At 40.5% G+C, this 25298-nt stretch carries 18 protein-coding genes; 17 read left to right on the forward strand and 1 reads right to left on the reverse strand.

The features are described from left to right. The first annotated feature begins 132 nt into the window (after positions 1-132). From BM398_RS07050 to BM398_RS07085, 8 genes are all read left to right on the forward strand, one after another. Positions 133-2418, forward strand: a complete 2286-nt coding sequence (locus tag BM398_RS07050; RefSeq protein WP_092337035.1) for an EAL domain-containing protein — start codon at positions 133-135, stop codon at positions 2416-2418. A 19-nt stretch (positions 2419-2437) separates the two neighbouring features. Next, positions 2438-3505, forward strand: a complete 1068-nt coding sequence (gene cbiB / locus BM398_RS07055; RefSeq protein ID WP_242949775.1) for an adenosylcobinamide-phosphate synthase CbiB — start codon at positions 2438-2440, stop codon at positions 3503-3505. 56 nt (positions 3506-3561) lie between these two features. Beyond that, positions 3562-5172, forward strand: coding sequence for a spermidine synthase (locus tag BM398_RS07060; RefSeq protein ID WP_092337036.1), 1611 nt, complete (start codon positions 3562-3564; stop codon positions 5170-5172). A gap of 70 nt (positions 5173-5242) precedes the next feature. Beyond that, positions 5243-6685: an MBOAT family O-acyltransferase gene (locus BM398_RS07065; RefSeq protein ID WP_092337037.1), complete on the forward strand. Its 1443-nt coding sequence runs from the start codon at positions 5243-5245 to the stop codon at positions 6683-6685. Between the two features lie 9 nt (positions 6686-6694). Next, complete coding sequence (locus BM398_RS07070; protein ID WP_092337038.1) at positions 6695-7768, forward strand: hypothetical protein; 1074 nt, start codon at positions 6695-6697, stop codon at positions 7766-7768. Between the two features lie 184 nt (positions 7769-7952). Then, entirely contained in the window at positions 7953-10064 is a 2112-nt protein-coding gene (locus BM398_RS07075) for an endo-1,4-beta-xylanase (RefSeq protein WP_092337039.1), read from the forward strand. Between the two features lie 76 nt (positions 10065-10140). After that, complete coding sequence (locus BM398_RS07080) at positions 10141-13200, forward strand: family 43 glycosylhydrolase (RefSeq protein WP_092337040.1); 3060 nt, start codon at positions 10141-10143, stop codon at positions 13198-13200. 128 nt (positions 13201-13328) lie between these two features. Further along, on the forward strand, positions 13329-13601 hold the full coding sequence (locus BM398_RS07085; RefSeq protein ID WP_092337041.1) for a hypothetical protein: 273 nt from the start codon (positions 13329-13331) through the stop codon (positions 13599-13601). Between the two features lie 79 nt (positions 13602-13680). Here the strand turns inward: BM398_RS07085 and BM398_RS07090 are convergent, their stop codons facing one another. Continuing rightward, complete coding sequence (locus BM398_RS07090; protein ID WP_092337042.1) at positions 13681-14184, reverse strand: hypothetical protein; 504 nt, start codon at positions 14182-14184, stop codon at positions 13681-13683. Between the two features lie 232 nt (positions 14185-14416). Between BM398_RS07090 and BM398_RS07095 the strand changes: the two genes are divergently transcribed. The 9 genes from BM398_RS07095 to BM398_RS07135 all read left to right on the forward strand — a co-directional run bounded on the left by BM398_RS07095 (position 14417) and on the right by BM398_RS07135 (position 25261). Further along, a complete protein-coding gene (locus tag BM398_RS07095; RefSeq protein ID WP_092337043.1) occupies positions 14417-15628 on the forward strand; it encodes an ABC transporter substrate-binding protein in 1212 nt (403 codons plus the stop codon). 185 nt (positions 15629-15813) lie between these two features. Then, complete coding sequence (locus tag BM398_RS07100) at positions 15814-16710, forward strand: branched-chain amino acid ABC transporter permease (RefSeq protein ID WP_026655883.1); 897 nt, start codon at positions 15814-15816, stop codon at positions 16708-16710. A gap of 13 nt (positions 16711-16723) precedes the next feature. Continuing rightward, complete coding sequence (locus BM398_RS07105) at positions 16724-17770, forward strand: branched-chain amino acid ABC transporter permease (protein ID WP_092337044.1); 1047 nt, start codon at positions 16724-16726, stop codon at positions 17768-17770. 12 nt (positions 17771-17782) lie between these two features. Next, a complete protein-coding gene (locus tag BM398_RS07110; RefSeq protein ID WP_026667453.1) occupies positions 17783-18541 on the forward strand; it encodes an ABC transporter ATP-binding protein in 759 nt (252 codons plus the stop codon). 122 nt (positions 18542-18663) lie between these two features. Continuing rightward, entirely contained in the window at positions 18664-19377 is a 714-nt protein-coding gene (locus BM398_RS07115; protein WP_026655879.1) for an ABC transporter ATP-binding protein, read from the forward strand. A gap of 112 nt (positions 19378-19489) precedes the next feature. Then, the gene (locus BM398_RS07120; RefSeq protein WP_092337045.1) at positions 19490-20119 is read left to right on the forward strand and encodes a cytidylate kinase-like family protein; all 630 of its coding nucleotides are present in this window, start codon (positions 19490-19492) and stop codon (positions 20117-20119) included. Between the two features lie 139 nt (positions 20120-20258). Beyond that, complete coding sequence (locus BM398_RS07125) at positions 20259-22544, forward strand: glycosyltransferase family protein (protein ID WP_092337046.1); 2286 nt, start codon at positions 20259-20261, stop codon at positions 22542-22544. 17 nt (positions 22545-22561) lie between these two features. Continuing rightward, positions 22562-23605 carry a 5'-3' exonuclease gene (locus BM398_RS07130; protein ID WP_092337047.1) on the forward strand — a complete coding sequence of 348 codons (1044 nt, stop codon included), beginning with the start codon at positions 22562-22564 and terminating at the stop codon, positions 23603-23605. A gap of 267 nt (positions 23606-23872) precedes the next feature. Beyond that, entirely contained in the window at positions 23873-25261 is a 1389-nt protein-coding gene (locus BM398_RS07135) for a hypothetical protein (protein ID WP_139233792.1), read from the forward strand. Positions 25262-25298 lie beyond the last annotated feature (37 nt).

Below are 25298 nucleotides of genomic sequence, written 5' to 3' on the forward strand. Positions count from 1 at the left end.
AATATTTAATCTTTTTTTATAAAAAACAGCAGAATTATTGCTTATAATATAGGCATACACTGAATATAAGCATCGGTTTGTAAGTCGTGGAAATTAAAGCCTTCGAAGAGGGCTTTGGAGGAGTGAGGCAGAATGATCAGATTGGTATTTATCTTTATATTTGTCTTACTTATTGCCATATTATTGCTATGTGGTATTGCTTCGCTACGCTCTGAAAAGGCTATAGGCAGATCTGTATGCCTGTTTTGTTTTTCTCTTATTCCTCCGGTTCTCGGAAACATGATAATTGTCGGTGCAACCACTGAAAATATAGCTTCTGTCGGTTGCTATATCTACTACATCGGCATGAATCTTGTGATGTACGCTTTGATAAATTTTACAAACAAATATTGCATCAGGCAGAATGATTCGGACAAAAAAAGAGGAATTGTACCGGAGTGGATTAAATATCTGCTTGTAATTGATGCGGCGCAGCTCATTATGAACATAGTGTTCAAACACGCTTTTGTTTTACAGGAAATTGAAGCGTACGGAAAGCCTTATTTCATTATGAAACCTCTACTTGGCCAGATTGTTCACAGAGTTGTTTGCTATGGTGCTATGGCTATGATAATGATGGTTTTTATAATCAGGAGTTTTCAGGTTCCGAGGCTCTATAGGGAGCGTTATATTGTTATTTTCTTCAGTATGATAGTCGGTACTTTGTGGCAAACATACTATATTTTTTCCCGTACTCCGATTGACAGATCGATGATAGGATTTGCGGTGTTCGGATTTTTGATATTCTATTTTTCAATTCATTACAGACCGCTTCGCTTGCTGGACAGCATGCTTGCTGATATTGTCAATGATACTGCGGTGGCAGTGTTCTTGTACGCGCCTGAGGGAAGATGCATATGGGTAAATGAATTTGCCAGAAAATTTACCGGTATAAAAGGCAATGATTTTGACGGCGCTTCAAATGCGCTCAGAGATCTTATTGGTGATATAGGCCAAATTCCGGAATCACAGGAGACAGAGATAATCAGGCAAGCGGGTGAAGATGAGCAGAGTTTTATGGTAGCCAGAGGCAGTTTTTTTGACGGAAGCGGAAAAAATCTGGGATCATATGTCAGAGTCAGGGATATAACAGAAGAAAAACGGCGCATAGAAGAGGAAATGTTTGCGTCCAATCATGATGAATTGACAGGTTTATATAACAAAGAATATACGTACAAGAAGATTTCGGATCAGCTTAAGCAGCATGCGCTTAAAGATTATTATATTACACGAATTAATGTCTGCGATTTTAAGGTGTTTAACGATGTTTTTGGAAAAACGTTCGGTGATGCGGCTCTTAAACAGGTTGCTGACTGGATAAGGAAATATTCTGATGAGAGATGCATATACGGTCGTTTAAGCGGAGACAGTTTTGGCTCATGTCTTCCTAAGAGCGAGTTCTCACAGGAAATTCTTGAGAGTGATCTGGCACATTTTACGGTGCGAATGGGTGGCATTGAGCAGAACCTCATGGTACATTTGGGATTTTGCGAGATAGGTGATGAAGATCAGGATGTATCTGTTTTGTTTGACAGGGCGAGTGTGGCTCTTGATTCAATCAAGGATGATTATAAGAGGCATGTTGTATTCTTTGACAGGAAAATCAGGGACAAGATGGTCTGGAATCAGGAAATTTCTGCCCAGCTTGATAACGCTATAGCTCAGAACCAGGTGGTTCCTTATTTGCAGCCTATAGCAGACAACACCGGAAAGATTGTCGGAGCAGAGGCACTTGCCAGATGGATTCATCCTGTGCATGGATTCATGTCTCCCGGAGATTTTATTCCTTTGTTTGAAGAAAACGGTATGATTGTTGATCTGGACAAGCATATCTGGAAATCTGCCTGTCGTATACTGGCGGACTGGAAAGTAAAACATCCGGAACTTTTTATTTCCGTTAATGTGTCTCCGAAAGATTTTTATTTAACGGATGTTCTTTCGGATATAGTCAGTTTTGTCAAAGAATATGAAATAGATACAAAGAGTCTTCGTATTGAAGTCACAGAGAGCAGTATGATGAGGGATACTGACGACAGGATGAGGACTCTGGAAGAATTCAGAAAACAGGGATTTATTGTAGAGATGGATGATTTCGGAAGCGGCTATTCATCACTTAATATGCTCAAAGACATGCCTGTGGATGTACTTAAAATTGATATGAAGTTCCTTGGAAAATCAAGCGATGAACAACGTGCAGACATAGTTATAAAGAATGTTATCAGACTTTCGGAAGATCTTAGTATTGTTTCGCTTGCCGAAGGCGTGGAAACCAAGGAAGTATTTAATCAACTGAACAAGCTTGGATGCAATCTTTTTCAGGGATATTATTTCTCCAAACCTGTGCCGCTTAATGAATTTGAGGCTATGCTGGAAGAATAGAAGATGATATGATGCAAATATGATGGGATTTTGGGCGGAGTATTATAAGTACATAGCTATTGCAATTTTGGCAGGGGTCATAATCGACATTGTTGTCGGTGACCCTGCTTTTTTGCTGCATCCTGTGCAGATCATAGGAAAGCTGATAGAGATCTTGGAGATGTTTTTGCGCAGGAAAAAAGTGACCGAATCAGGCGGAGATACTAAGGAAAACGCCAAAGTGGGCAGCAATTCAAAAGACTTTGTGCTTGGCTTAATAGAAGTAATAGTTGTTGTAGCGGTTACGGGAGGTGTTTCTTTTGGAATCTGCTATCTTGCATACAGGATAAATACATATCTTTTGCTTGCGGTAATGAGTGTGATGTGCTGGCAGTGCATCGCGGCGAGGAGCCTTCGAGATGCAGCAATTGCGGTGTATGTTCCGCTTTCAAAAGGGGATATTGAAGGGGCAAGAAAAGCGGTGTCTATGATCGTGGGAAGAGATACGCAGAGCCTTGATGATAAAGGGATTGCAAAGGCTGCGGTTGAAACGGTTGCGGAGAATACGAATGACGGCGTTATCTGCCCGCTTTTTTACCAGATGCTTGGAGGGCCTGTACTTTCGTATGTGTATAAAGCGGTCAGTACGATGGATTCAATGATCGGATATAAGAATGACAGGTACATGTATTTCGGAAGATTTGCGGCTAAGACGGATGACGTGTTTGCTTATATCCCCGCAAGACTCAGTGCTGTCTTTATGATCGCGGGAACGGCTCTTTTGGAAGTGTGCGGAGCATTATTTGGAAAAAAGAATGCATTTAATTACAGCACAAAGAATGCAGCCGGGATTTTTGTAAGAGACAGGTATAATCATGCAAGCCCAAATTCGGCGCAGTGCGAGAGCGTATGCGCAGGTGCTCTGGGACTTAAGCTTGCGGGACCGGCGAGCTACTTTGGTAAGCTTCATGACAAGAAGTTTATAGGGGATGAGCATAGACCGATAGAGCCTGAAGACATAAAACGCAGTATACTTCTTATGAATATGACGACAGCTCTTTTTGTGATAATTTATTTTGTCATATATATTTTCGTGAAGCAGCGATAATGGTATACTCCAATACGGATGATAATTTACGAAAATAAAAAACGGATGTAGGTGAAATGGATAAAAAATCAATCTTAAACAACAAAATGTTTTTGTACATGACAGAGTTTTTTGCGGGAATGTCTGTTATGGCAGTTGAGCTTGGGGCAAGCAGACTTCTTGCTCCTTATTTTAGTTCTTCACAGATTGTGTGGACGATTATTATCGGAACGATAATGATAGCCATGGCGCTTGGAAATATCTACGGTGGCAAGGCTGCAGACAAGGATCCCAATCCCGGCAAACTTTATAAGAGAATTCTTATCGCTGCCATTTGGATTGCAGCAATTCCTGTTCTTGGTAAATACATAATAATTGCCATCTCTGCGGCGGTTATATTTGCGGTTAACAGCAATTTCCTTGTTATAGCTGCATTTGCGACATGCATGATCGTGTTTGTGTTCCCTCTTTTTCTTCTCGGAACAGTAACACCTTCGCTTGCCAAGTACACAACGGAGTCACTTGATGACAATGGCAAGATAATCGGAACACTTGGGGCTTTTAACACAGTCGGAAGTATCATAGGTACTTTTGTGCCGACATTTGTTACGATTCCTGCGGTGGGAACGACAATAACATTTCTTATTTTTGCGGGAATACTGATAGCGCTTTGCATCGCTTTTTTTGTCAGCACGGGTAAAAAAGTCACTGTGAAAGCGGCATCAGGACTTATTATTTTTATAGTATGCTGTTTTTTCGGACACAGCACCTCGTTTGCTTTTTGGGAAAATGACCTGACTTATGAGGGTGAGTCTGTTTATAACTATCTTCAGGTAAAAGAAGATCCGTACAGCGTGATACTTTCGACAAACGTTCTTTTCGGAGTTCAGTCAATTCGCATCAAGAGCGGTGAACTTACCGGAATGTACTATGACTACGCAATGGCTGCGCCCTATATGAGCGGGGTAAAAGAAAAGGCTCAAGCGGGAGAAAATACTGAAGTTCTGATACTCGGAATGGGAACGGGAACATATGCGACCCAGATACTTAAATACTTTGACAACGTAAATGTAGAAGGCGTTGAGATCGATGATAAGATCACGGATCTTGCGCATAAATACTTTGAACTTCCCGAAAAAGCCAAGGTTACGACATATGACGGAAGAGCTTATCTTGCGGCAGTAGACAAGAAGTACGATGTCATAATGGTAGATGCATATCAGGACATTACGATTCCTTTTCAGATGTCATCGACGGAGTTTTTTGACATGGTAAAAGAACACCTTAATCCGGGTGGGGTTATGGTTGTTAATATGAACATGTATAGCGATGATAACGAGTCTACAATTAACAGATATCTCGCAGATACCATTTCATCGGTGTTTGACAATGTTGTTACGGTAAAGGTCCCTAATTCTACAAATAAAGAGCTCTTTGCTACGGATAATGGGGAGTTTATGAATAGATTATCCGAAAACAGTAAGCTTGAAGGTGATGAGAAGCTTCGTGAGATGATGGAGATTGTTGAAGCAAACTGTGTTCCTTACGATGCGGGTAACAACATAATGACAGACGACAAGGCGCCTGTTGAGCTTCTTGGAATGAGGCAGATTGACTCGATAATCAAGGACGAAGTTAAGTATTATAAGGAAATATATAAGACTCAGGGACTCGAAGGTTTGTTCTGAAAATTAATATGGCAAAAAATATAAATTATCGCTATAATGATTCTAGTAATTCGAAAGGGCGATAACTTATATGCCGGTTTACACGAAATTATTTGTCGCTTTTTTTCTGGCGATATTCTTTATTAACTTTATAAAACACTTGTCGATAAGGCTTACCAATGTATTTTTACTACTGGCGAGCCTTATTTTTTATGCATGGGGCGGAGTGATATTTGTCCCTGTGATAATAGTCTTTGGACTTGTTACATACGCTTCGGGATTCATAATAGAAAGGTTTGGAGCGGATGGCTCCCAAAAGGATCAAACCCTCAGAAAAGCGGTTATGATTCTTTTTGTGGTTGTGGAAGTGTTACCAATCTGCGTTGTAAGGGCGCTGGGGGTAATATTTCGATATTCACATCACGGTGATATGCTGATCCCTCTTGGACTTTCATTCTTTTCTTTGCAGATTGTGACCTATACAGTGGGAGTCTATAAAAAGAAAATTCCCGCAGAAAAAGATCTGTTAAATGTTCTCTTGTTTGTCTGTTTCTTTCCTTGTGTTTCCAGCGGCCCTATTCAGAGGGCAGAGAATTTACTTCCTCAGATAAAAAAAGAAAAATTTTTTGATTACGAAAGAGCGGTTGAAGGCCTGATACTGATGGCATGGGGCTTTATGAAAAAGCTGGTGCTTGCCGATAACCTTGCGCTATACATTGATTCTGTGAGGAGCGCCGAGGGAGAGCGGTATGGAATGGCTCTTTTCCTTACGGTAATTCTGTATTCGTTCAGGCTTTACTTTGATTTTTCGGGGTATTCGGATATTGTTACGGGCTGCGCAAGGGCTTTGGGATATGATCTTGGCAAGAATTTCGATCATCCGTATCTTTCACATTCTGTAGGAGAGTTTTGGAGAAGGTGGCATATATCGCTTAGCAGTTGGCTCAGAGATTATGTCTATATACCGCTTGGCGGCAGCAGGACACGGGAGTGGAAGGTTTACAGAAATCTAATTATAACTTTTGCGATAAGCGGAATCTGGCACGGAGCGGGAATTACATGGATTCTGTGGGGGCTGTTTCACGGAATATGTCTTTGCATCGAGCGTGCGTTTGGAAATAAGAACAGGGAAAAGTCGGCATTTTCGGTAGTTATAACGTTTATGATCGTAACTTTCGGATGGATTATCTTTTCTGTGGATAGTCTTAGTGAAGCGGTGGGAATCATAGCATCTTTTAAACGGATTCCGGGTGAGTTATTTATAGTAATGCCGGAGCTTATAGGAAGCGGACTTACTGTAAGTGAAGCGCTAAGGACGTTGTTTATGGTACCGACAAATGCCAGCTTGTCGCTTATGATCATCGGAATCGTGGCATACATGGTTATAAGCGTGGTTACATATAAGAAATCGGGAATAGAGATGCTTAGGGAAAAAAAATCGATGGTAAGGTGGAGTGCATATTTTGCGCTTGTTCTTATAATACTTTTCCTTGGACAGTCCGGTGTTGAAGAGTTTGTATATAACAGGTTTTAGGTGAGGATGATGAAAAAACTGATAACACGTCTTTGTCTTTTTATAATTCCGGTGCTTATCTATGCCGGCGCATGCATTTTTATTGATGCATATAACGTTTTTCATGTGAATAATGTGAGACTTACGGATGTTACGCCTAATCAGAATTTTATTAAGACAAAATATCTTTTACAAAACAAAAGTAAATTCAATGCGATATTACTTGGCTCATCAAGGGTGGCGAATCTTCCGAGAGAAGGACTTCCTACCGAGACGGACGATGGCAGAGAGCTTAACTGGTACAATATGACCTATGCCATGGGGAATCCCGCTGAAAACTACGATACGGTTAAGACGTTGACGGATGGCGGAGTGAAACTTGATGAAGTGATAATGCTGATAGATGAGATATCTATGTGGAAGGGGGCTACCATAGGACTGGATAATCCGATATTTACAACCTATCAGACATATGAGAAGTCACCTTTAAGATTTTATTATTCGTATCTTAAGCTAAAACCGGTATGGAGAATCATTCCGCAGATATTTACTGAGTATAAGCTTGGAGATAACAATGAGAATAAAAAGCTTTTTTATAGTTATGGTGTGGATATTGAGAATACTAAAATGGAAATAGGAGGTTCGGGAGATATGCCTGAGCCGGAGAGTTCTCTGATATATGACGGCGGATCCGGAGTAATTGAGGCGATACAGAATCTTTCCAAGTTGTGTGATGAGCAGGGGATTAAGCTTATTGTCGTTACTTCTCCGATTCTTGAATCTACATATGAGATGGCAATCTCTAACGATTATCTGGACTTTCTCTATGATGTGGCGCAGGTTACGGATTTTTATCTTTTTTCCGGAATCAATACATATACTGTCGGAACCGAGTACTATTTTGATGCTTCACATTTTAGGCCGTTAGTTGGACTTGAGATGGAAAAGGTCATGTTTGGCGATGAGGAGATAAAAAATATAGCGGTGAAAAAAGCCAAGACAGATATGAGCCTTGTGGAGTTTGGATGTCTTGTAAATAAGGAAAATGCTGTGGAAGTGATCGATAATCTGGAGCAGGAAATAAACGCTTATAATAGAAAATGATAAATGTTACATTTGCATTTACTGTTTAAAAGTTAAATAAAAATCGAAAAAACGAGTTGTGCAGTATTGACAGCACTTTATGATAAATAACCAGCAATTTTTGTATACCTCTTTGTGAAATAATATGTTACAATATGTTTACTCGATGGGGAAGAGTTTAACATATTATTAACGGGAGGATGCTATGAAGGTAAAAAGTATTAAAAGCGTTGTTGCCAAAGTTATGGCGTTTATGTGTGCCTTTTCAATGTGCGTAGGCGGATCTACGGTAGATGCACAGGCTGCGGACGCAACACTTCTGAATACATATGGCAGTACATATGGTCGTTCAGGAACATGTATTAATTTATATCAGTTAAAGGATTCAAATCAGTTAAACATTCTGAAGAAACATTTCAATTCTATCACACTTGAGAACGAGATGAAGCCGGATGCTTTGCTTGGAAGTTCACCCAAGCTGATCTCAGTATCAGAGGCAAAGAACAGAGGATACTATATCCCTGACGGTTATCGTGAATCAAATGTACCCCAGATTAATTTCGGAACAATAGATGAAGTAATGAAAATCTGTAGCCAGAACGGTCTTGGCATGAGAGCACACACACTTGTATGGCATTCTCAGACACCGTCATGGTTCTTTAGAAGCAATTACGCAGGAAATAACGGATTCGTAAATCAGCAGACAATGGATGCTCGTCTTGAGATGTATGTAAAGACAGTTATGAATCACGTATATTCAAACCAGTATGGTGGATGCGTTTATGCATGGGACGTTGCAAACGAAGTAATCCATGCAAACAACTCAGGTTGGGAAGCAGTTTACGGAAATAACAGAACCAATGCTTCTTATGTAAAGAAGGCATTTAACTATGCTTATGAAACACTTGAAAAGTATAAGCTTACAAATTCAGTTAAGCTTTTCTACAACGATTTCAACACATATCAGGAAGTACAGAAGGTTACTACTCTTGTTAATTATATAAATCAGGGCAAAAAAGTTTGCGCAGGTGTTGGTATGCAGTCTCACCTCGGAACAAATTACCCTTCGGTTGATACATATATCAATGCTATGAATTCATTCCTTAAGTCAGGATTTGAAGTACAGGTAACAGAGCTTGATATCACAAATAAGGGCGATGGCGATATGGCCAACTACTCTTACGATCTCTTTAAGAAGATCAACCAGATCAAGAAGAACGGCGGAAACGTTACAGGTATTACATGGTGGGGATTGTCAGATCAGACAACATGGATCAACAATTCAAAGCCTTTGTTGTTCTCTTCACCCGGACAGCCTAAGCAGGCTTACAACAAGGTTATTCAGGCGTATACAGATGTTATCGGTCAGCCCGGCAGCGGACAGACCAATCCTCAGCCACAGCCTCAGCCTCAGCCGAGCGACGGACAGTCAGACAAAAAGGATAATAAAGAAAACAAAGATAACAAGGAAAATAAAGACAACAAAGATAATAATAACGGACAGTCAAGCAGTGGAAAGGTAAACAACAATGCAACAGCGAACATTCCCGATGGCTGGTATTTCATTAAGAACACTCTTTCACAGAAGTATCTTACAGTAAAGGGTGACAGAGCAAAGAAGGTAACTTCTGTCGTTATCGGAAAAGGTAGCGGAGCAAAGGGACAGATGTGGTATGTAAAGAACAAGGGAGACGGTTACATCACACTTAAGTCTGCTCTCGGAGAGTTCATGCTTGACGTTGCCAATGGCGAAGATAAGGATGGAGCAAATGTTCAGATTTATGATGCTGTAGGTCACGATGCTCAGCAGTTTATCGTAAAGACAACCAAGAAGGACGGAGTTTATACAATCGGAACAAAGTCATCTAAGGGAACAAAGACTCTTGATGTATACGAGCACAAGACAGCTGACGGCACAAATGTATGCCAGTGGTCATTCTACGGCAATCCTAATCAGGAATGGATCTTTGAGCCTGCAAAAGAGGAAGCAACTAAGCAGGAGCAGCCTAAGTCAGGAAATGACGATTCAAAGGCTCTTGATGTCAGCTACGCTGTAAACAGCTGGGGAACAGGATATACAATGGGTATTAAGATTAAGAATACTTCAAACAACACTGTAAAGAACTGGACCCTTAAAGTTAAGAAGAGCGATGTTAATATCAGCAATTACTGGAACATGAATGTTAAGACCAGTGGAGATTACTACGTTATCACTCCTGTTGATTGGAATAAGTCTATCGGTAAAGGTCAGAGCATAGAGATCGGTTTCGTAGGAAACGGAAGCGTTGGAAGCTCAGTAACTTTTAGCGTAGAGTAATATAAACAATAACAAAACGAGTGGCAATATCTATATTTTGTCACTCGTTTTTTTCAAACATAGATGAGAGGTTTTTATGGTAAAGTCGATAAAAAGAATGCTTGGCGTAGCAATGGCGTGCACGCTGGTAGTGGGCTCTGTTGTAACGACAGAAGCCGCAGGCGTTGAGAAAGGAAGCTATGTCAAAGGCGATAATGAAAATAACCCGCTTGTAACTCAGAGTTACGGCGCGGATCCGGGCGTACTCGTTTATAACGATACGGTATATATATATACAACCAATGACTCACAGGAGTTTGCGGGAAACAACAAAAATACATATCAGAAGATAAATCAGCTCAACTGCTATTCTTCTAAGGATCTCGTAAACTGGACTGATCACGGCGCATATAATATTGCGGGTGGAAACGGAGCGGCTAAATGGGCAAGTAACTCATGGGCTCCTACAATCTGTACCAAGAAGATTAACGGAAAAGACAAGTTCTTTTTATATTTTGCAAATAATGCCAGCAGTATCGGCGTTTTGACATCGGATAGTCCGACAGGACCTTGGACAGATCCGATCGGTCATGCACTTATAACAAAATCCACTCCGAATTGTAATGTTGAGTGGTTGTTCGATCCTGCCGTACTTGTAGACAGCGACGGAACAGGATATCTGTATTTCGGAGGCGGTGTACCTTCGGGACAGGATGCACATCCCAAGACTGCAAGAGTAATTAAGCTCGGCGCAGATATGGTAAGTACATCAGGAACTGCAGCTACTATTGATGCACCTTATCTTTTTGAAGATTCGGGAATCAATAAGATCGGTAATACATATTATTATTCATATTGCTCTAACTGGAATTGCGGAAACGGATTTAGAAACGCAACAATTCAGGTTATGACAAGCCAGAATCCTATGGGACCTTTCAGTCACCAGGGCGAGATCATGGCAAATCCCGGATCTACATTCAAGGGATCTGACGGAAACAACCATCACCAGATCTTTGAGTTCAGAGGCAGCTACTACATGGCATATCATACTCACACAGTAGAATCCAAAGTGGTAGGTAATAACCTTGGATACAGAACAACTCACATCGATAAGGTGAATGTGACAAATGGCAAGATCAATACTGTACAGCAGTCGCTTAACGGTGTTCCCATGAAGCCAAGCGTTGATCCTTATAACTGGGTAGAAGCAGAGACAATGTTCACTCAGGCAGGCATTTCTGTAAAGGGTAACTCTAACGGAACAGCTTTTGTAGCTAATATAGATAACGGTGATTATACAAAGATTAAGGGAGTAAACTTCTCTAATGGAGCATCTTCAATAACTGCAACGGTTCAGAGTAACGGAAACGGAAGCATTGAAGTAAGAGAAGGATCTCCTTCGGGAAATCTTCTCGGTACTATCAATGTATCAAGTACCGGCGGCTCTTTCAAAGATTTCTCAGGTGATGTAAAGGGCGTTTCAGGTTCAAAAGACATCTGTCTTGTATTTAAAGGCTCATTCTCTTTTGACCGTTGGAAAGCTAATAGCGGTAACGCAGCCGGAAATACCAATAATGGATCACAGACCGGCAACGGAGAGTCTAATAAGAAGGACAATAAGGAAAACAAGGATACAAAAAATAATAACAATAATAATAGCAACAATAATAACAGCAATAATAACGGTCAGACTAATCCTCAGCCTCAGCCTACACCTCAGCCTCAGCCGAGTAACGATCAGACAAAAAATAATACTGTATCGGGAGAGGTTCAGGATGGATGGTATTATCTGAAGGATGTTAATTCACAGAAGTACCTTACCGTAAAGGATGATAACGCAAAGAAGGTTACCAATGTTATTATCAGCAAGGGTACAGGCGTAAAGGGACAGAAGTGGTATGTTGAGAATAAGGGAGACGGTTATGTCACTCTTAAGTCAGCTCTCGGAGAGTTTATGCTTGATGTAGCATACGGAGAGAACAAGGACGGCACAAATGTCCAGATTTATGATGCGGTAGGTCATGACGCACAGCAGTTTGTTATAAAGCCTACTAAGACCAGCGGTGTTTATACTGTAGGAACAAAGTCATCAGGTGGCGCAAAAGTTCTTGATGTATATCAGCATAAGACAGCTGACGGCTCAAATGTATGCCAGTGGAAGGCTAACGGAAAGAAGAACCAGCAGTGGAAGTTTGAACCTGTTAAGTCTTCAGATCAGCCGGACACTCAGAAGAAGACAGACAATCAGAAGCAGAACGATAACCAGAAGCAGACAGATAACAATAATAAGCAGAATGATAACCAGAAGCAGGCAGATAACAATAACAAGCAGAATAATCAGACAAGCAATAAGAATGCAAATGCTACAGCAACAATAGCGAACAGCATTCCTTCAAAGTATTCTGCAGTTAGAAACGGTGAAGGTGCTGGTACTATCAAGAATATTTCTTATACTGCCCACGATGCTTCAGACGGACATACATATACAAAGAAGGCAAATATCTACCTTCCCGCTAATTACAGCTCTGACAAGAAGTATAGCGTACTTTATCTTCTTCACGGAATCGGCGGAAATGAAAACGAGTGGGGAATGACAGGAAATAATTCCCAGGTAAAGGCTATTATGGATAACCTTTCATACTATGGTGACATTGATTCATTCATCGTAGTAACTCCTAACGGAAAAGCTTCACAGAGTGGCTCAACAGATTCTTTCTATTCTTTCGGAAAAGAGCTTAGAAACGATCTGATTCCGTATATTGATTCTAACTACAGCACATACGCTGACAGAGATCACAGAGCTATCGCCGGTCTTTCAATGGGTGGTATGCAGACAATTAACATTGGTCTTGGAGAGTGTGTTGATTTATTTGGATATTTCGGAGCATTCTCAGCTGCACCGACAAGTAACACAGCAGATAAGACAGCTTCAATCCTGAAGGATAATAAGTATCCTATCCACTATTTCTACAACATTTGTGGCCTTCAGGATGGAACAGCTTATTCAAGTGCATCTGCAGCAGCAAAGAATCTTCCGGCAGCATGCAACCAGTTTGTGGCAGGAAAGAACTTTACATGGCAGGAACTCAACGGTTCTCATGATTTCAATATCTGGTACCTTGGATTCTACAATTTTGCACAGATTGCTTTTAAGTAATAACTTTAAGTGAAAAATAAAAAAATTCTAATAATTTATGAAATTTTGTCTAAAATATGATATTATTTAGTAGAAAGTGTACTTAGCGTATTCAACCGTGTTTTTTGACGAGAAAGGAGCGACTTCCTATGGAAAACAGCCAGCTTCAATATTCTCCGTTCAAACCGAATTTGAAGACAGCCGAAGTATTTGCGTGGGGCGATCCGGAGTATAATCTTTTTGACCAGCTCAATGAGAAGTATGAGAAAAGCCATCCGGAGTTTCATAATCTTTCTGCTTATGAGAAAATGGTCATAAGAGAGCAGATTCATCACGAGGCAATCGGGCTTACACCTTTGAACCTCATTATGGATTTTGTGGAAGACCCACAGTTTGATGAATTCAGAATCATATCGACTTGATAAAGAAGACAAAATATTAGACCTAAGCACTATGAGTAGCTTAGGTCTTTCTTTTTACTTTATTTATAGATTAAATTAATCAGGTCTTTAATAACTGTGCTTCACGGATCTGTTCATTTACGTCCGATAAGAACTCGTGATTTGTAGGATCTGTGATGAAAGTGAGAAAATCGGTTGCTTCTTTTACAGAGAGATTCTGTATTCCTATAAGATAATCGAGAATTTCCTCGTTTGTCTTACCTTCGTTCATATAATGATCGACTATATCAAACAAAAGCATGAAACGGCGCATTTTTGCCCGAGTGCTTATTTGATGGAGTTCAACTATAAGCGTTACAAATATAAATACTGATATTCCGGAAAACAGAAAGAATAAAAGCCCATAGATATATTTGGCTGATTGAATGTGTATGAATCCCGAAGAAAAACAGGACACTGCGAAAACAAGCAGTGATGTGAGTATTATCCCAAGCCTTGCTTTGTTCTGTTCATAAACAGTCAGAGTCATGAATTTTACAGTAATACCGAAGATTAAGTAGAACACAAATGCAAAAGCAATCCCCAAGTAAGACAACTGAAGCATAATTTTATTCCCCCTTTAGCTAATTGTAACAAGCATAAGTGATTAATGCAACGTAAATAGCGCACTTAAAAGATAAAAATTGTTATAAACCCATGATTTATAAAGATTTGCATTTTGATACCTTAAAAGTGTTGACTTTTTTCCTATGATAATTTAACCTATTAAAAATAAAAACAAGATTGTATACAAATATACATTTTGGTTTTGGTTTGTGATTAGGAGGAAAAAAATTATGAAGAAGTTTAGCAAAGCAGTTAGTGCGCTTATGGCTTCCGTAATGGCAGCATCAATGCTTGCAGGCTGCACAGATGCAGCAAGCACAGAGACACCTGATACTCAGGCGCAGGCACAGGGAACAGAGAGCTCAGCAAATGGCGGAGCTACATTCAAGATTGGTGCTATCGGACCTCTTACAGGTGCAGCAGCAGTATATGGTAATGCTGTATGTAACGCAGCGGAGCTTGCAGTTGAGGAAATCAACGAGGCAGGCGGTATCAACGGATATCAGGTAGAGTATAGCAAGGAAGATGACGAGCTCAATGCAGAGAAGTCAGTAAATGCTTACAATACTCTTAAAGACTGGGGCATGCAGATCCTTGTAGGTTCAACAACAAGTGCATGTTCAATCGCAGTTTCAGAGAATACAAAAGCTGACAATATGTTCCAGCTTACACCTTCAGGATCGGCTGAAGAATGCGTTAAGTATGACAACGTATTCCGCGTATGCTTCTCAGATCCTAACCAGGGTATTGCTTCAGCGCAGTACATTGCAGATCACAATCTTGCAACTAAGGTTGGTATAATCTACGACAACTCAGACGTATATTCAAACGGTATTTATCAGAAGTTCAAGGAAGAGGCAGCAGGAAAGAACTTTGAGATCGTTTCAGAGGAAGCTTTCACAGCTGATAATGCTACTGATTTCTCAGTTCAGCTTCAGAAGGCAAAGGATGCGGGTGCAGATCTTGTATTCCTTCCCATCTACTATCAGGCAGCATCACTTATCCTTACACAGGCTAACACAATGGGATATTCACCTGTATTCTTCGGTGTTGACGGTATGGACGGAATTCTTTCTGTTGAGAACTTCGATACAAAGCTTGCTGAGGGCGTAATGCTTCTTACACCTTTCGCAGCAGATGCTAAGGATGATCTTACAGTTAACTTCGTTAAGAAGTATCAGGAAAAATATGGTGAAGTTCCTAACCAGTTCGCAGCTGATGCTTATGATGCAGTATATATCATTAAGCAGGCACTCGAAGCTAAGAGTGTAACTCCCGATATGAGTACATCAGATATCTGCGAAGCTGTTAAGGCAGCTATGACAGAGATTGAGGCAGCAGGCCTTACATCTGCAAAGATGACTTGGGATGCTTCAGGTGAGCCTAACAAAGAGCCTAAGGCTGTTGTTATCAAGGAAGGCGCTTATGTTTCAGCAGAGTAATCTGCAAGGAAACACAGATTAAAGTGTTTAACGCGCGTAATCCGCGTAACTGCACAGTGAAGTGCTACGCAGGATACCCTCAAAAGGTGTCCTGCGTTTTCATATCACGGAATAGGATAAAAGTCCTGTTTGTGTGGTATTATTTATATCATAAGAAATATTAGGAATTTTTTTGGAGGTATACGATGAGCTTTCTTACTTATCTCATCAACGGACTTAGTCTTGGTAGTATTTATGCCATCATTGCACTTGGATATACCATGGTTTACGGAATAGCCAAGATGCTCAATTTTGCTCACGGCGATTTCATCATGGTAGGATGTTACGTAATATTCTCTGTGATTGGAGCAATGGGCGGCAATTCTACAACGGGAGTTATCATTGCTGTGGTGGTTTCCATAATCTTGTGTTCACTTCTCGGAATCACAACTGAATTTATTGCGTACAGACCGCTCAGAGGGGCAGCTTCTCCGCTGGCAGTTCTTATTACCGCTATAGGTGTCAGCTATTTCCTCGAGAATCTTGCGCTTATTATTTTCGGTGCTGACGTTAAGTCTTTTTCATCTGTAATAACATGGAAAGGAATTTCTTTTGCAAACGGAGAACTCAAGATTCAGGGTGTTACTATCGTTACTATTGCGGTTAGTATCATTATTCTTGTATGCCTTCAGCTTTTTATAAATAAGACTAAGCAGGGACAGGCAATGCTTGCTGTTGCAGAGGATAAGGGCGCTGCAACTTTAATGGGAATAAATGTCAATAAGACTATAATGCTTACATTTGCGATTGGTTCTGCTCTTGCAGCTGTAGCCGGTGCACTTTTGTGTTCGGCTTATCCGAATCTGTCTCCTTATGTCGGAGCTATGCCCGGTATTAAGGCATTCGTTGCGGCAGTTCTTGGAGGAATAGGTTCTATACCCGGAGCGATGATCGGTGGAATTGTTCTCGGAATCGTAGAGATTCTCAGTAAGACATATATTTCTTCACAGCTGTCTGATGCCATAGTTTTCGGAATACTTGTAATCGTGCTTATTGTTAAGCCTACAGGAATTCTCGGTAAAGTCATTCAGGAAAAGGTTTAAAGAGGTGACGACTATGCGTATAGACAAAAAGACAAAAGACAATCTGATAACTTACGGAATCGTTGTTGCAACTTTCCTTATTGTACAGGCACTTGCTTCAACGGGACATCTTACAAATCATATCAAGGGACTTCTTGTTCCGATGACATATTATGCGATAATCGCGGTTGCACTTAATCTCTGCGTAGGTATTCTCGGAGAACTCAGTATCGGACACTGCGGCTTTATGTGTATCGGTGCTTTTACAAGTGCAGCGTTTTCCAAGATCACTGCGGAAAAGATACCTTCAGGTCCGAGATTTCTTATCGCATTTGTTATAGGAATAGCATTTGCGGCATTGTTCGGATTTCTTATCGGTATTCCCGTACTCAGACTTAAAGGCGACTATCTTGCAATCGTTACACTTGCTTTCGGTGAGATCATAAAGAACGTAATCAATGCTTTTTATATCGGAGTAGACAGCAAGGGAATGCATTTTTCCATGGAAAACCAGATGGCTCTCGGACTTGAACCGGATGGGCTGATGGTTGTAAACGGAGCGATGGGAATTACGGGAACTCCACATGATGCAAGCTTTACCATAGGAATAGTAATGCTTCTTGTTTCACTTGTGGTAGTGCTTAATCTCATCAATTCAAGAGACGGCCGTGCAATCATGGCAATCAGGGATAATTATATTGCTGCAGAGGCATCGGGTATTAATGTGACAAGATATAAGATGCTCGCATTTACCATTTCAGCTGCGATCGCAGGTGCTGCAGGAGTTCTTTATTCACATAACATTACGACACTTACTGCTTCATCACAGTACTTCGGATACAATGCATCTATCATGATCCTTGTATATGTGGTTCTCGGAGGAATAGGAAACATCAGAGGAAGCGTTGTTGCTGCCTGCATATTGTACCTTCTTCCCGAGCTGCTCAGAGGCCTTAACAAGTACAGAATGCTTATTTATTCAATCGTTCTCATTGTAATGATGATCGTGAACTGGTCACCGAAGGTAATAGAGTGGAGAAAGAAAACATTTGCAAATTTTGGGATTAAGAAAAAGGTTTAAGGTGGTGAAATAATGGCACTTTTAGATGTAACCAATCTGAGCATTTCCTTCGGTGGATTGCGCGCGGTTGACGATTTTAATATGACAATCGAAAAGGGTGAGCTCTACGGACTTATCGGGCCAAACGGTGCCGGTAAAACTACGGTGTTCAACCTTCTTACAGGCGTGTATAAGCCAAATGAAGGCAAGATAAAGCTTGACGGCGAAGACATAACAAGAAAAAACACAATAGAAATTAATCATGCGGGAATAGCCAGAACATTCCAGAACATCAGACTTTTTAAGCAGATGTCTGTTATCGACAATGTTAAGGTCGGACTTTCCGAGAGATTCAAATACAGCACACTTGAGGGAATCCTTCATGTGGGAAGATACAAAAAAGTCGAGAAGCAGATTGATGATGAAGCTATGCGACTTCTGAAAGTATTTGACCTTGACGGAGAAAGAGATACTCTTGCATCGAACCTTCCTTACGGAAAGCAGAGAAAGCTCGAGATCGTAAGAGCTATGGCGACAGATCCCAAGCTTCTTCTTCTGGATGAGCCTGCTGCGGGAATGAATCCCAACGAGACAAAAGAACTCATGGAAACTATCGCGCTTGTCAGAAAAGAATTTGAGATGACGATTCTTCTTATCGAGCATGATATGAAGCTTGTTTCAGGAATCTGTGAGAAGCTTACGGTTCTGAACTTCGGTAAGGTTCTCTGCCAGGGCGAGACAAAAGAAGTTCTTTCCAATCCGGAAGTAATTAAAGCTTATTTAGGTGAGTAGGCTGAGAGCACTTGCCGAGGTATTATCGAGGCTAGTGCGAACGTGTCATGGCGAGCGAAGCGAGAGCATGACTTCCTTGTTTATATCAATATTAAGTCTACATTAGTTTTTGAGGTATATTTATGGAATCAATTTTAGAAGTAAACGATCTAAGCGTATATTACGGAGTTATCCAGGCTCTCAAGGGTATCTCCTTCAAAGTAAATAAGGGTGAAGTTGTAGCGCTTATCGGTGCAAACGGTGCGGGAAAAACTACAATACTTCATACGTTGTCAGGGCTTATCAAAGCGGATGCAGGTCTGATAAAATATAAGGGAGAGGAGATAACCAAAGTTCCCGGACATAAAATCGTGTCTATGGGAATGGCTCAGGTTCCCGAGGGAAGACGAGTATTTGCGGAGATGACGGTTCTCCAGAACCTTAAGATGGGTGCTTATACCAGAGATAATAGTGCAGAGTTTCAGGAGACACTTGAGAAAATCTACACACGTTTCCCAAGACTTAAGGAGAGATCCGGACAGCTTGCAGGAACACTTTCAGGCGGTGAGCAGCAGATGCTTGCTATGGGAAGAGCACTTATGTCTCATCCCGACATTATCCTGATGGATGAGCCTTCAATGGGACTTTCTCCTATATTTGTAAATGAGATTTTCAATATCATCAGAGATGTTAATAAAGACGGTGTGACAGTTCTTTTGGTTGAGCAGAATGCAAAAAAAGCTCTTTCAATCGCTAACAGAGCATATGTCCTTGAGACAGGCAAGATCGTAAAAGAAGGAAATGCAGCCGATCTTTTGAATGATGAGTCGATTAAAAAGGCATATCTGGGTGAGTAGGCTGAGAGCACTTGCTGAGGTTTTATCGAAGCTAGTGCGAACGTGTCATGGCGAGCGAAACGAGAGCATGACTTCATTCAGCTTAGTGTATATCCCAGAGTAGGGGGATACAATGAAGAATATTACTATCACGATTGCAAGACAGTATGGAAGCGGTGGAAGGACAGTCGGCAAGATGCTGGCAAAAGAACTTGGGATCAATTACTATAACAAAGAACTTTTGCGCCTTGCTTCCGAAGAGAGCGGAATAAACGAGGATCTCTTTTTGGATGCCGATGAACGTTGCAGGACCATAGGTTTTTTTAAGATGCCTGCAAATGTTTATACGGGCGAAATACTTGGGCCTGACAGCAAAGATTTTACTTCGTTTGATAATCTCTTTAATTTTCAGGCAGCTACTATCAAAAAGATTGCTGAAACTACAGGCGGTGTCATAATCGGAAGAGCTGCCAATTTCGTGCTCAAGGATTATGATAATGTCATAAGCGTATTCGTCCATGCTCCGCAGGATTTTCTTATGGAGCAGGCAGGAAAGGTTCAGAGCCTTGAAGGTGAAGAACTTGAGAAGTTCATTGCCAGAGAAGATAAGTACAGGGCTGACTACTACGAACATCACACAGGATGCAAGTGGACAGATGCCATGAACTACGATCTTTGTCTTGATAGCAGTAAGCTTGGCTTTGAGAAATGCGTTGAGGCAATAAAGGCTTATGCAAAAGTAAGATTTGGGGATGATCTATAACTTGAATACAGAAGTTATTTCTCTTAAAATAGGGCGAGGAACGAAATTTGTTCCTCGCTATGTTTTTGCTGATAAAAAAGCTTGAGTAAGATAGCTAGTTCAAAGAAAGGATGTTTAAATAAACTTTCGGATAGTATTTATGAAAAAACTTTTTGCTGATAAGAAGAACATTATAATAACTATAGTCCTTGCAGAACTGATCTTGCTTGTTTTAAATGCATTCAGATTCAACAGAACTGAGAGCTATTCTTTTTCTCAGGATGATTTTTTTGTTGATTATTTGAATCGCGAAACAAATGAATATGAACGTGAAAGCGGAGCTTATGCGGATCACACCGACAAGGAGCAGTCATATGTTGTAACTAAGCCGCTGCACCTGGGGAAAGGTATATATAACATTTATGTAAATTATAGTTCGAACGCAGGAGAAAACTGGCATTTTTGTTATACGACACTTCAGGCATGCCTTGATGTATCAAAGGATAAGGCTGCACATCTTGCTTATTGCGATCATATAGCACTTCCTATGGAAATGAATGAAGTCAGCTATGATTCATGGGTCAGATACAAAACAGATTTTGAAGTGAGAATGGGACCCGAGAGGGATGAAACGGGAGACGGCTTTTTTGTTCTTGCAAATGAAGTACGCATCACGTATTTAAGGGGCAAAACAATAATCTATGAGACGGCTAAGCTCTTATTACTGTTCATGGCTCTTGATATTGTATTGTATCTTTTTGGTATAAAAAAAGAAGAGACAAAGCGTTTCTTTGAAGACAAAGCGTTTATTGTCGGAGTGCTTCTTTTTACTGTTCTTTATGCAAGCTATCCGCTTCTTAGCGATAAGCTTTATTTTGGTGATGATATTTTTTATCATCTTAGACGAATCGTGTATCTTGGTGAAGGGCTTAAGTGTGGTCAGTTCCCTGTGCACATATATCCCGGATGGGATAGGGGCTACGGTTATGCTGCAGGTGTTGGCTACGGAGATCTGCTTCTTTATCCTTCGGCAATATTGGTGAATCTTGGTTTTACGTTGCAGGCGGGCTATAAGTTCTATATTTTTCTGACAAATGTGTTGACTGCACTTGTTTCATATTATTCGTTTGGAAAAATAGCCGATGATAAGAATGTGGGACTTGCTTCATCGGTTCTTTTCACGCTTATTGGATTTAGACTTCACAGCGTTTACACGGGGGCAACGGTTGGCGAGTTTGGTGCGTTTATTTTCTTGCCGCTTGTCATACTTGGCTTGTGGGAAATATATTCAAAAAAGAGCAAGAACGCTTATATCTATCTTGCATTAGGAGTTACGCTTACATTGTCGTGTCACGTGCTTTCGACATTTATACTTGCACTTGTGATACCGATTTTTTGTCTGGTTCTTGTGGAAAAGACAGTACAAAAAGATATTCTGATCCCTCTGTTAAAGGCAGTTGCAGCTATCCTACTTTTAAATCTGCATTTTGTGGTTCCGCTCGTGGATTATATGGTATCTAAAAATGTGAGTGGAAACAGTATAACGGATATGATCTGGGCAAGAGGCAGAGATCTTGTTACGTTCTTTGGCTATTCGCAGGCGAAAGAGCTTGATACGAGCGGGTTTTTGGGGCTTGGAATATTTTCGATAGCAGTACTTACAATTGCGTTCGGTTTTATTATTGCAGGAAAGTTTGAAGGGAAAAGCCTGATATATGCAAGAGTATTTGCTTTGAGCATTGTTTTTGTGCTTCTTAGTACCAACTCGATGTTTTATTTTACGCTTTATCAGGATGTGCCGATCCTATACAAACTTCTTGCCAATATGCAGTTTCCATGGCACTTTTTGGATGTTTCCTGCGGCATGGTTGTTTTCTGGTTTGCGGTTACTGCGAAGAATGCAGTATGTAAACTTAATAAAAAGAATGCGACGTATGTTGCGATGACAGTCATATGCTTTGCATGCGTTATTCAGGGCAACACACTTCTTGAAGATGTTGTGAAAACAGCGCATCCCATTACAATGTATGATGATGCTGAGATAAGTAATGTGGCAATTGCTGAGTTCAGTATTCCGGACATTGAAGAATCAGTTCCGTATACTGACACAGATATGATAATAAGGGAAGATTCCGGCGCAACGGCGAAGATACTTAAGAAAAACGGAACGACCATTTATGCGCAGGTAGATAACCCTACGGAAAATACGGTTGTGACGGAAGCACCTCTCTGGGGATACAGATACTATGCCGCAAAAGCGGGCGGAAAAAAGCTCAAAGCATTCATGGGAGATAACAAGAAGCTTTGGGTAGAAATTCCTGCAGGATACAGCGGAAAGATAAAGATATGGTTCAGGGAACCGGTCTTGTGGAGATTGTCGGAACTCATCACACTTGCAACATTAGTCTTTATCGTGCGAGAATATATGAAGACTAAAAAGGATTAAGTGGGGAAAAAGATAGTATGAGTGATAACCAAAAATTTATTCTTATAGACGGAAGTTCAATGCTGGTTACAAACTATTACGGCAACCTTCCGAAGGCTCTTTTATTTGAAAAAGATCCTGTGAAAAAGGAAAAGCTCTTTTCACAGATAATGCATAATGACGCGGGACAGTACACAAACGCTATGTACGGAATGATGCGTGCAATCCTTAAGATAATCAAGGAGCAGAAACCGACGCATATGATGTTTGCCTTTGATATGACGAGGGATACGTTCAGAAGGGAAAAGTATCCGGATTATAAAGGAAATCGCGGTGAGACGCCGGAGCCACTTAAGGAGCAGTTTGTGAATATGGAAAAGCTGCTTGAAGATATGGGATTCCAGGTTATGTATGACATGCAGTATGAGGCCGATGACATCGTTGGTAGCGTTGCCGCAAAGTTTGAGAAGGAGATACCTTCATATATCATCACCAAGGATCACGATTATCTTCAGCTCGTAAATGACTACACAAGAGTGTGGCTTATTCAGACCAAGCAGGAAACAGCTGATGAGCTCCATAATAAGTACGGCGCGGAATATGGATTTAACAGTAAGATGGTGTCTATCCCCGATAAGGCGTTTGAAGTGACACCGCCTCTTTGCCTTTCGGAATATGGAGTTCGTCCTGAGCAGATTCCCGATCTTAAGGGCATTCAGGGTGATACAAGTGACAACATTCCGGGAGTTAAGGGCGTCAGCAGCGCGGCAATGCCGCTCCTTGCAAGATACGGAACGATGGAAAAAATCTATGAAGCGATCGAGGAGTGCAAGGATGCCAAGGAACAGAAGGCGCTTAATGCAATGTGGAAAGAAGAGCTCGGAATCACAAGGAGTCCTCTGAAAGCAATGATTCAGTACAAAGAGATGGCTCTTTTGTCCAAGGATCTTGCCACAATCAGAAGAGACTATGAGTTTGGAAAGTCTCTTGATGATTTCAAGATAAATATAGATGCAGACAAAGCGAAGAGTGAGTTTGAAAAGTATGGCTTTAAGTCTTTAATAGATAAGATTATATTTTGAAATGTGAGTTAGATTTGGAGATATAAAATGATACGCACTGCTGATAATGAAAGTTCGATAAAATATGGTGAATTATTCATAGTAATATTCTTTTCACTTATGTTTGGAATGCGAATGTGGGGGATATATGAAGGAAAGCCTATGTATGGCCCATTGCTTGTTGTTGGATTTGTGCTTTGGGGAATCGGCGTAGCTTTTACTGATCATAATGTCTATGAATATCTTTTGATTGCGTTTGCCATTGGATTTTCTCTGCTGGTTTATTGCATGAGCGGTGAAAAAGGAATATTGCTGTATTTTGCTTTGATGATGGGGATGAAGGGAATAAATATCCGGAGATTGTTTAAGTGGGGGGCATTTACCGGCGCTTGTGGTATGGCAATAAGATCTTTTTTGGCAGCTTTCGGATTATTGGAAGATGTTGCATATATTCAGTATAGAAGAGGTTTTGGAGAAGTTTTTAGAAGATCGCTTGGAGGTTCTCATCCCAACGTATTGAGTTCGTCTTATACTATTCTTTCAATAATGGTAATGTATCTGGTTGGTAGAGATGACAAGCGCAGAGTATGGAAAAGCTCTGCATGGATTTTGTTTTTTGCATTATATCCGTTTATATATTCTGGAAGTCAGACGGGGATACTAGTAATAGTTGGCTTTATTTGTCTTAACTTGTTTTATTTATACAGAAATAAGATAGGTTTACCTGAAAAAATTGTCTTGGTTATATTATTTCCAATCTTATGGTTTTTGAGCATAATCGGGCCCATGATAGCTACAGATGAAACAGTAGCATTGGTAAGAAAATATGATGACACGCTGGGATCAAGGTGGGAAATTGCAAGGTATTATTTGTACAATAATGGATTTACTTTATTTGGACAACGTCTCAGTAATCCCGAATCAAGTCCATATGTTTCGGTAGATATGTCTCAGTTATATCTTTTATTACAGCTTGGATTAGTTGCTTTTGTTGTAGTTACAATTTTATGGTTTGTTCTTATATGCGATGAGGTAAAGAATAATAACATTGGAGAATTATTGATCACTTTTACCATGTTGATAATGGGAATCACGGATCCTTTTTTGTATAATTTAGGATTTAAGAATCTGGCTTTTGTTTTTATGGGCAGAAAGCTATGGGAAATAATTGAAAAGAAATCTTGCAGAGTTCCGGGGGCGCTTGCTTTTAGAAGGGGGGATACTTTGGCTTTACAAAAAAAGCTGAGCATTCCAACTTCAATTTTTCGAAAAAAAAGAATATTTTGTAACATACAGGGTAAGAATGCAAAGCTTGTTAGTATTGCGATAGTTCTTTTTTCTTTTGTAACTTCTGTCATGGTATATGTAGAAAGACCTGACGCAAGATACATTCTTGCAGATCATGGCCCCGGCGAGCATGCTGTGGAACAATATGAGGATCTAATTGCCGGTACGTACACCGAGCAAGAGATAGATAATATAGAAAAACAAGGAAACATAGTATTAAATTATACTGACGAAAATGAACCGATGTATATATATTATACTTCTGAAGAATCTCCTGTTAGAGGAGGATATTATGCACCTAATGCGGCCAAAGTGGAGAAAGCGCGTTTTAGTGCCAGTATTTTCTTTTTGGGAATAGTGGTTGCATTGCTTTTTAGAAGGCTTTTATGATAATCTACTACAGAATAGCACGGTTGAGGCGGATATA

It is taken from the genome of Butyrivibrio sp. M55 (assembly GCF_900116865.1).
Classification (GTDB): domain Bacteria; phylum Bacillota; class Clostridia; order Lachnospirales; family Lachnospiraceae; genus Butyrivibrio.

Excerpts from the sequence above, each read along its gene's own strand:
- BM398_RS07070 (WP_092337038.1), top strand. The coding sequence starts at position 6,695 with ATGAAAAAACTGATAACACGTCTTTGTCTTTTTATAATTCCGGTGCTT.
- BM398_RS07115 (WP_026655879.1), top strand. The coding sequence starts at position 18,664 with ATGGAATCAATTTTAGAAGTAAACGATCTAAGCGTATATTACGGAGTT.
- BM398_RS07100 (WP_026655883.1), top strand. The coding sequence starts at position 15,814 with ATGAGCTTTCTTACTTATCTCATCAACGGACTTAGTCTTGGTAGTATT.
- BM398_RS07120 (WP_092337045.1), top strand. The coding sequence starts at position 19,490 with ATGAAGAATATTACTATCACGATTGCAAGACAGTATGGAAGCGGTGGA.
- BM398_RS07130 (WP_092337047.1), top strand. The coding sequence starts at position 22,562 with ATGAGTGATAACCAAAAATTTATTCTTATAGACGGAAGTTCAATGCTG.
- BM398_RS07060 (WP_092337036.1), top strand. The coding sequence starts at position 3,562 with ATGGATAAAAAATCAATCTTAAACAACAAAATGTTTTTGTACATGACA.
- BM398_RS07075 (WP_092337039.1), top strand. The coding sequence starts at position 7,953 with ATGAAGGTAAAAAGTATTAAAAGCGTTGTTGCCAAAGTTATGGCGTTT.
- BM398_RS07050 (WP_092337035.1), top strand. The coding sequence starts at position 133 with ATGATCAGATTGGTATTTATCTTTATATTTGTCTTACTTATTGCCATA.
- cbiB (WP_242949775.1), top strand. The coding sequence starts at position 2,438 with ATGATGGGATTTTGGGCGGAGTATTATAAGTACATAGCTATTGCAATT.
- BM398_RS07110 (WP_026667453.1), top strand. The coding sequence starts at position 17,783 with ATGGCACTTTTAGATGTAACCAATCTGAGCATTTCCTTCGGTGGATTG.
- BM398_RS07085 (WP_092337041.1), top strand. The coding sequence starts at position 13,329 with ATGGAAAACAGCCAGCTTCAATATTCTCCGTTCAAACCGAATTTGAAG.
- BM398_RS07125 (WP_092337046.1), top strand. The coding sequence starts at position 20,259 with ATGAAAAAACTTTTTGCTGATAAGAAGAACATTATAATAACTATAGTC.
- BM398_RS07090 (WP_092337042.1), bottom strand. The coding sequence starts at position 14,184 with ATGCTTCAGTTGTCTTACTTGGGGATTGCTTTTGCATTTGTGTTCTAC.
- BM398_RS07080 (WP_092337040.1), top strand. The coding sequence starts at position 10,141 with ATGGTAAAGTCGATAAAAAGAATGCTTGGCGTAGCAATGGCGTGCACG.
- BM398_RS07105 (WP_092337044.1), top strand. The coding sequence starts at position 16,724 with ATGCGTATAGACAAAAAGACAAAAGACAATCTGATAACTTACGGAATC.
- BM398_RS07135 (WP_139233792.1), top strand. The coding sequence starts at position 23,873 with ATGAGCGGTGAAAAAGGAATATTGCTGTATTTTGCTTTGATGATGGGG.
- BM398_RS07095 (WP_092337043.1), top strand. The coding sequence starts at position 14,417 with ATGAAGAAGTTTAGCAAAGCAGTTAGTGCGCTTATGGCTTCCGTAATG.
- BM398_RS07065 (WP_092337037.1), top strand. The coding sequence starts at position 5,243 with ATGCCGGTTTACACGAAATTATTTGTCGCTTTTTTTCTGGCGATATTC.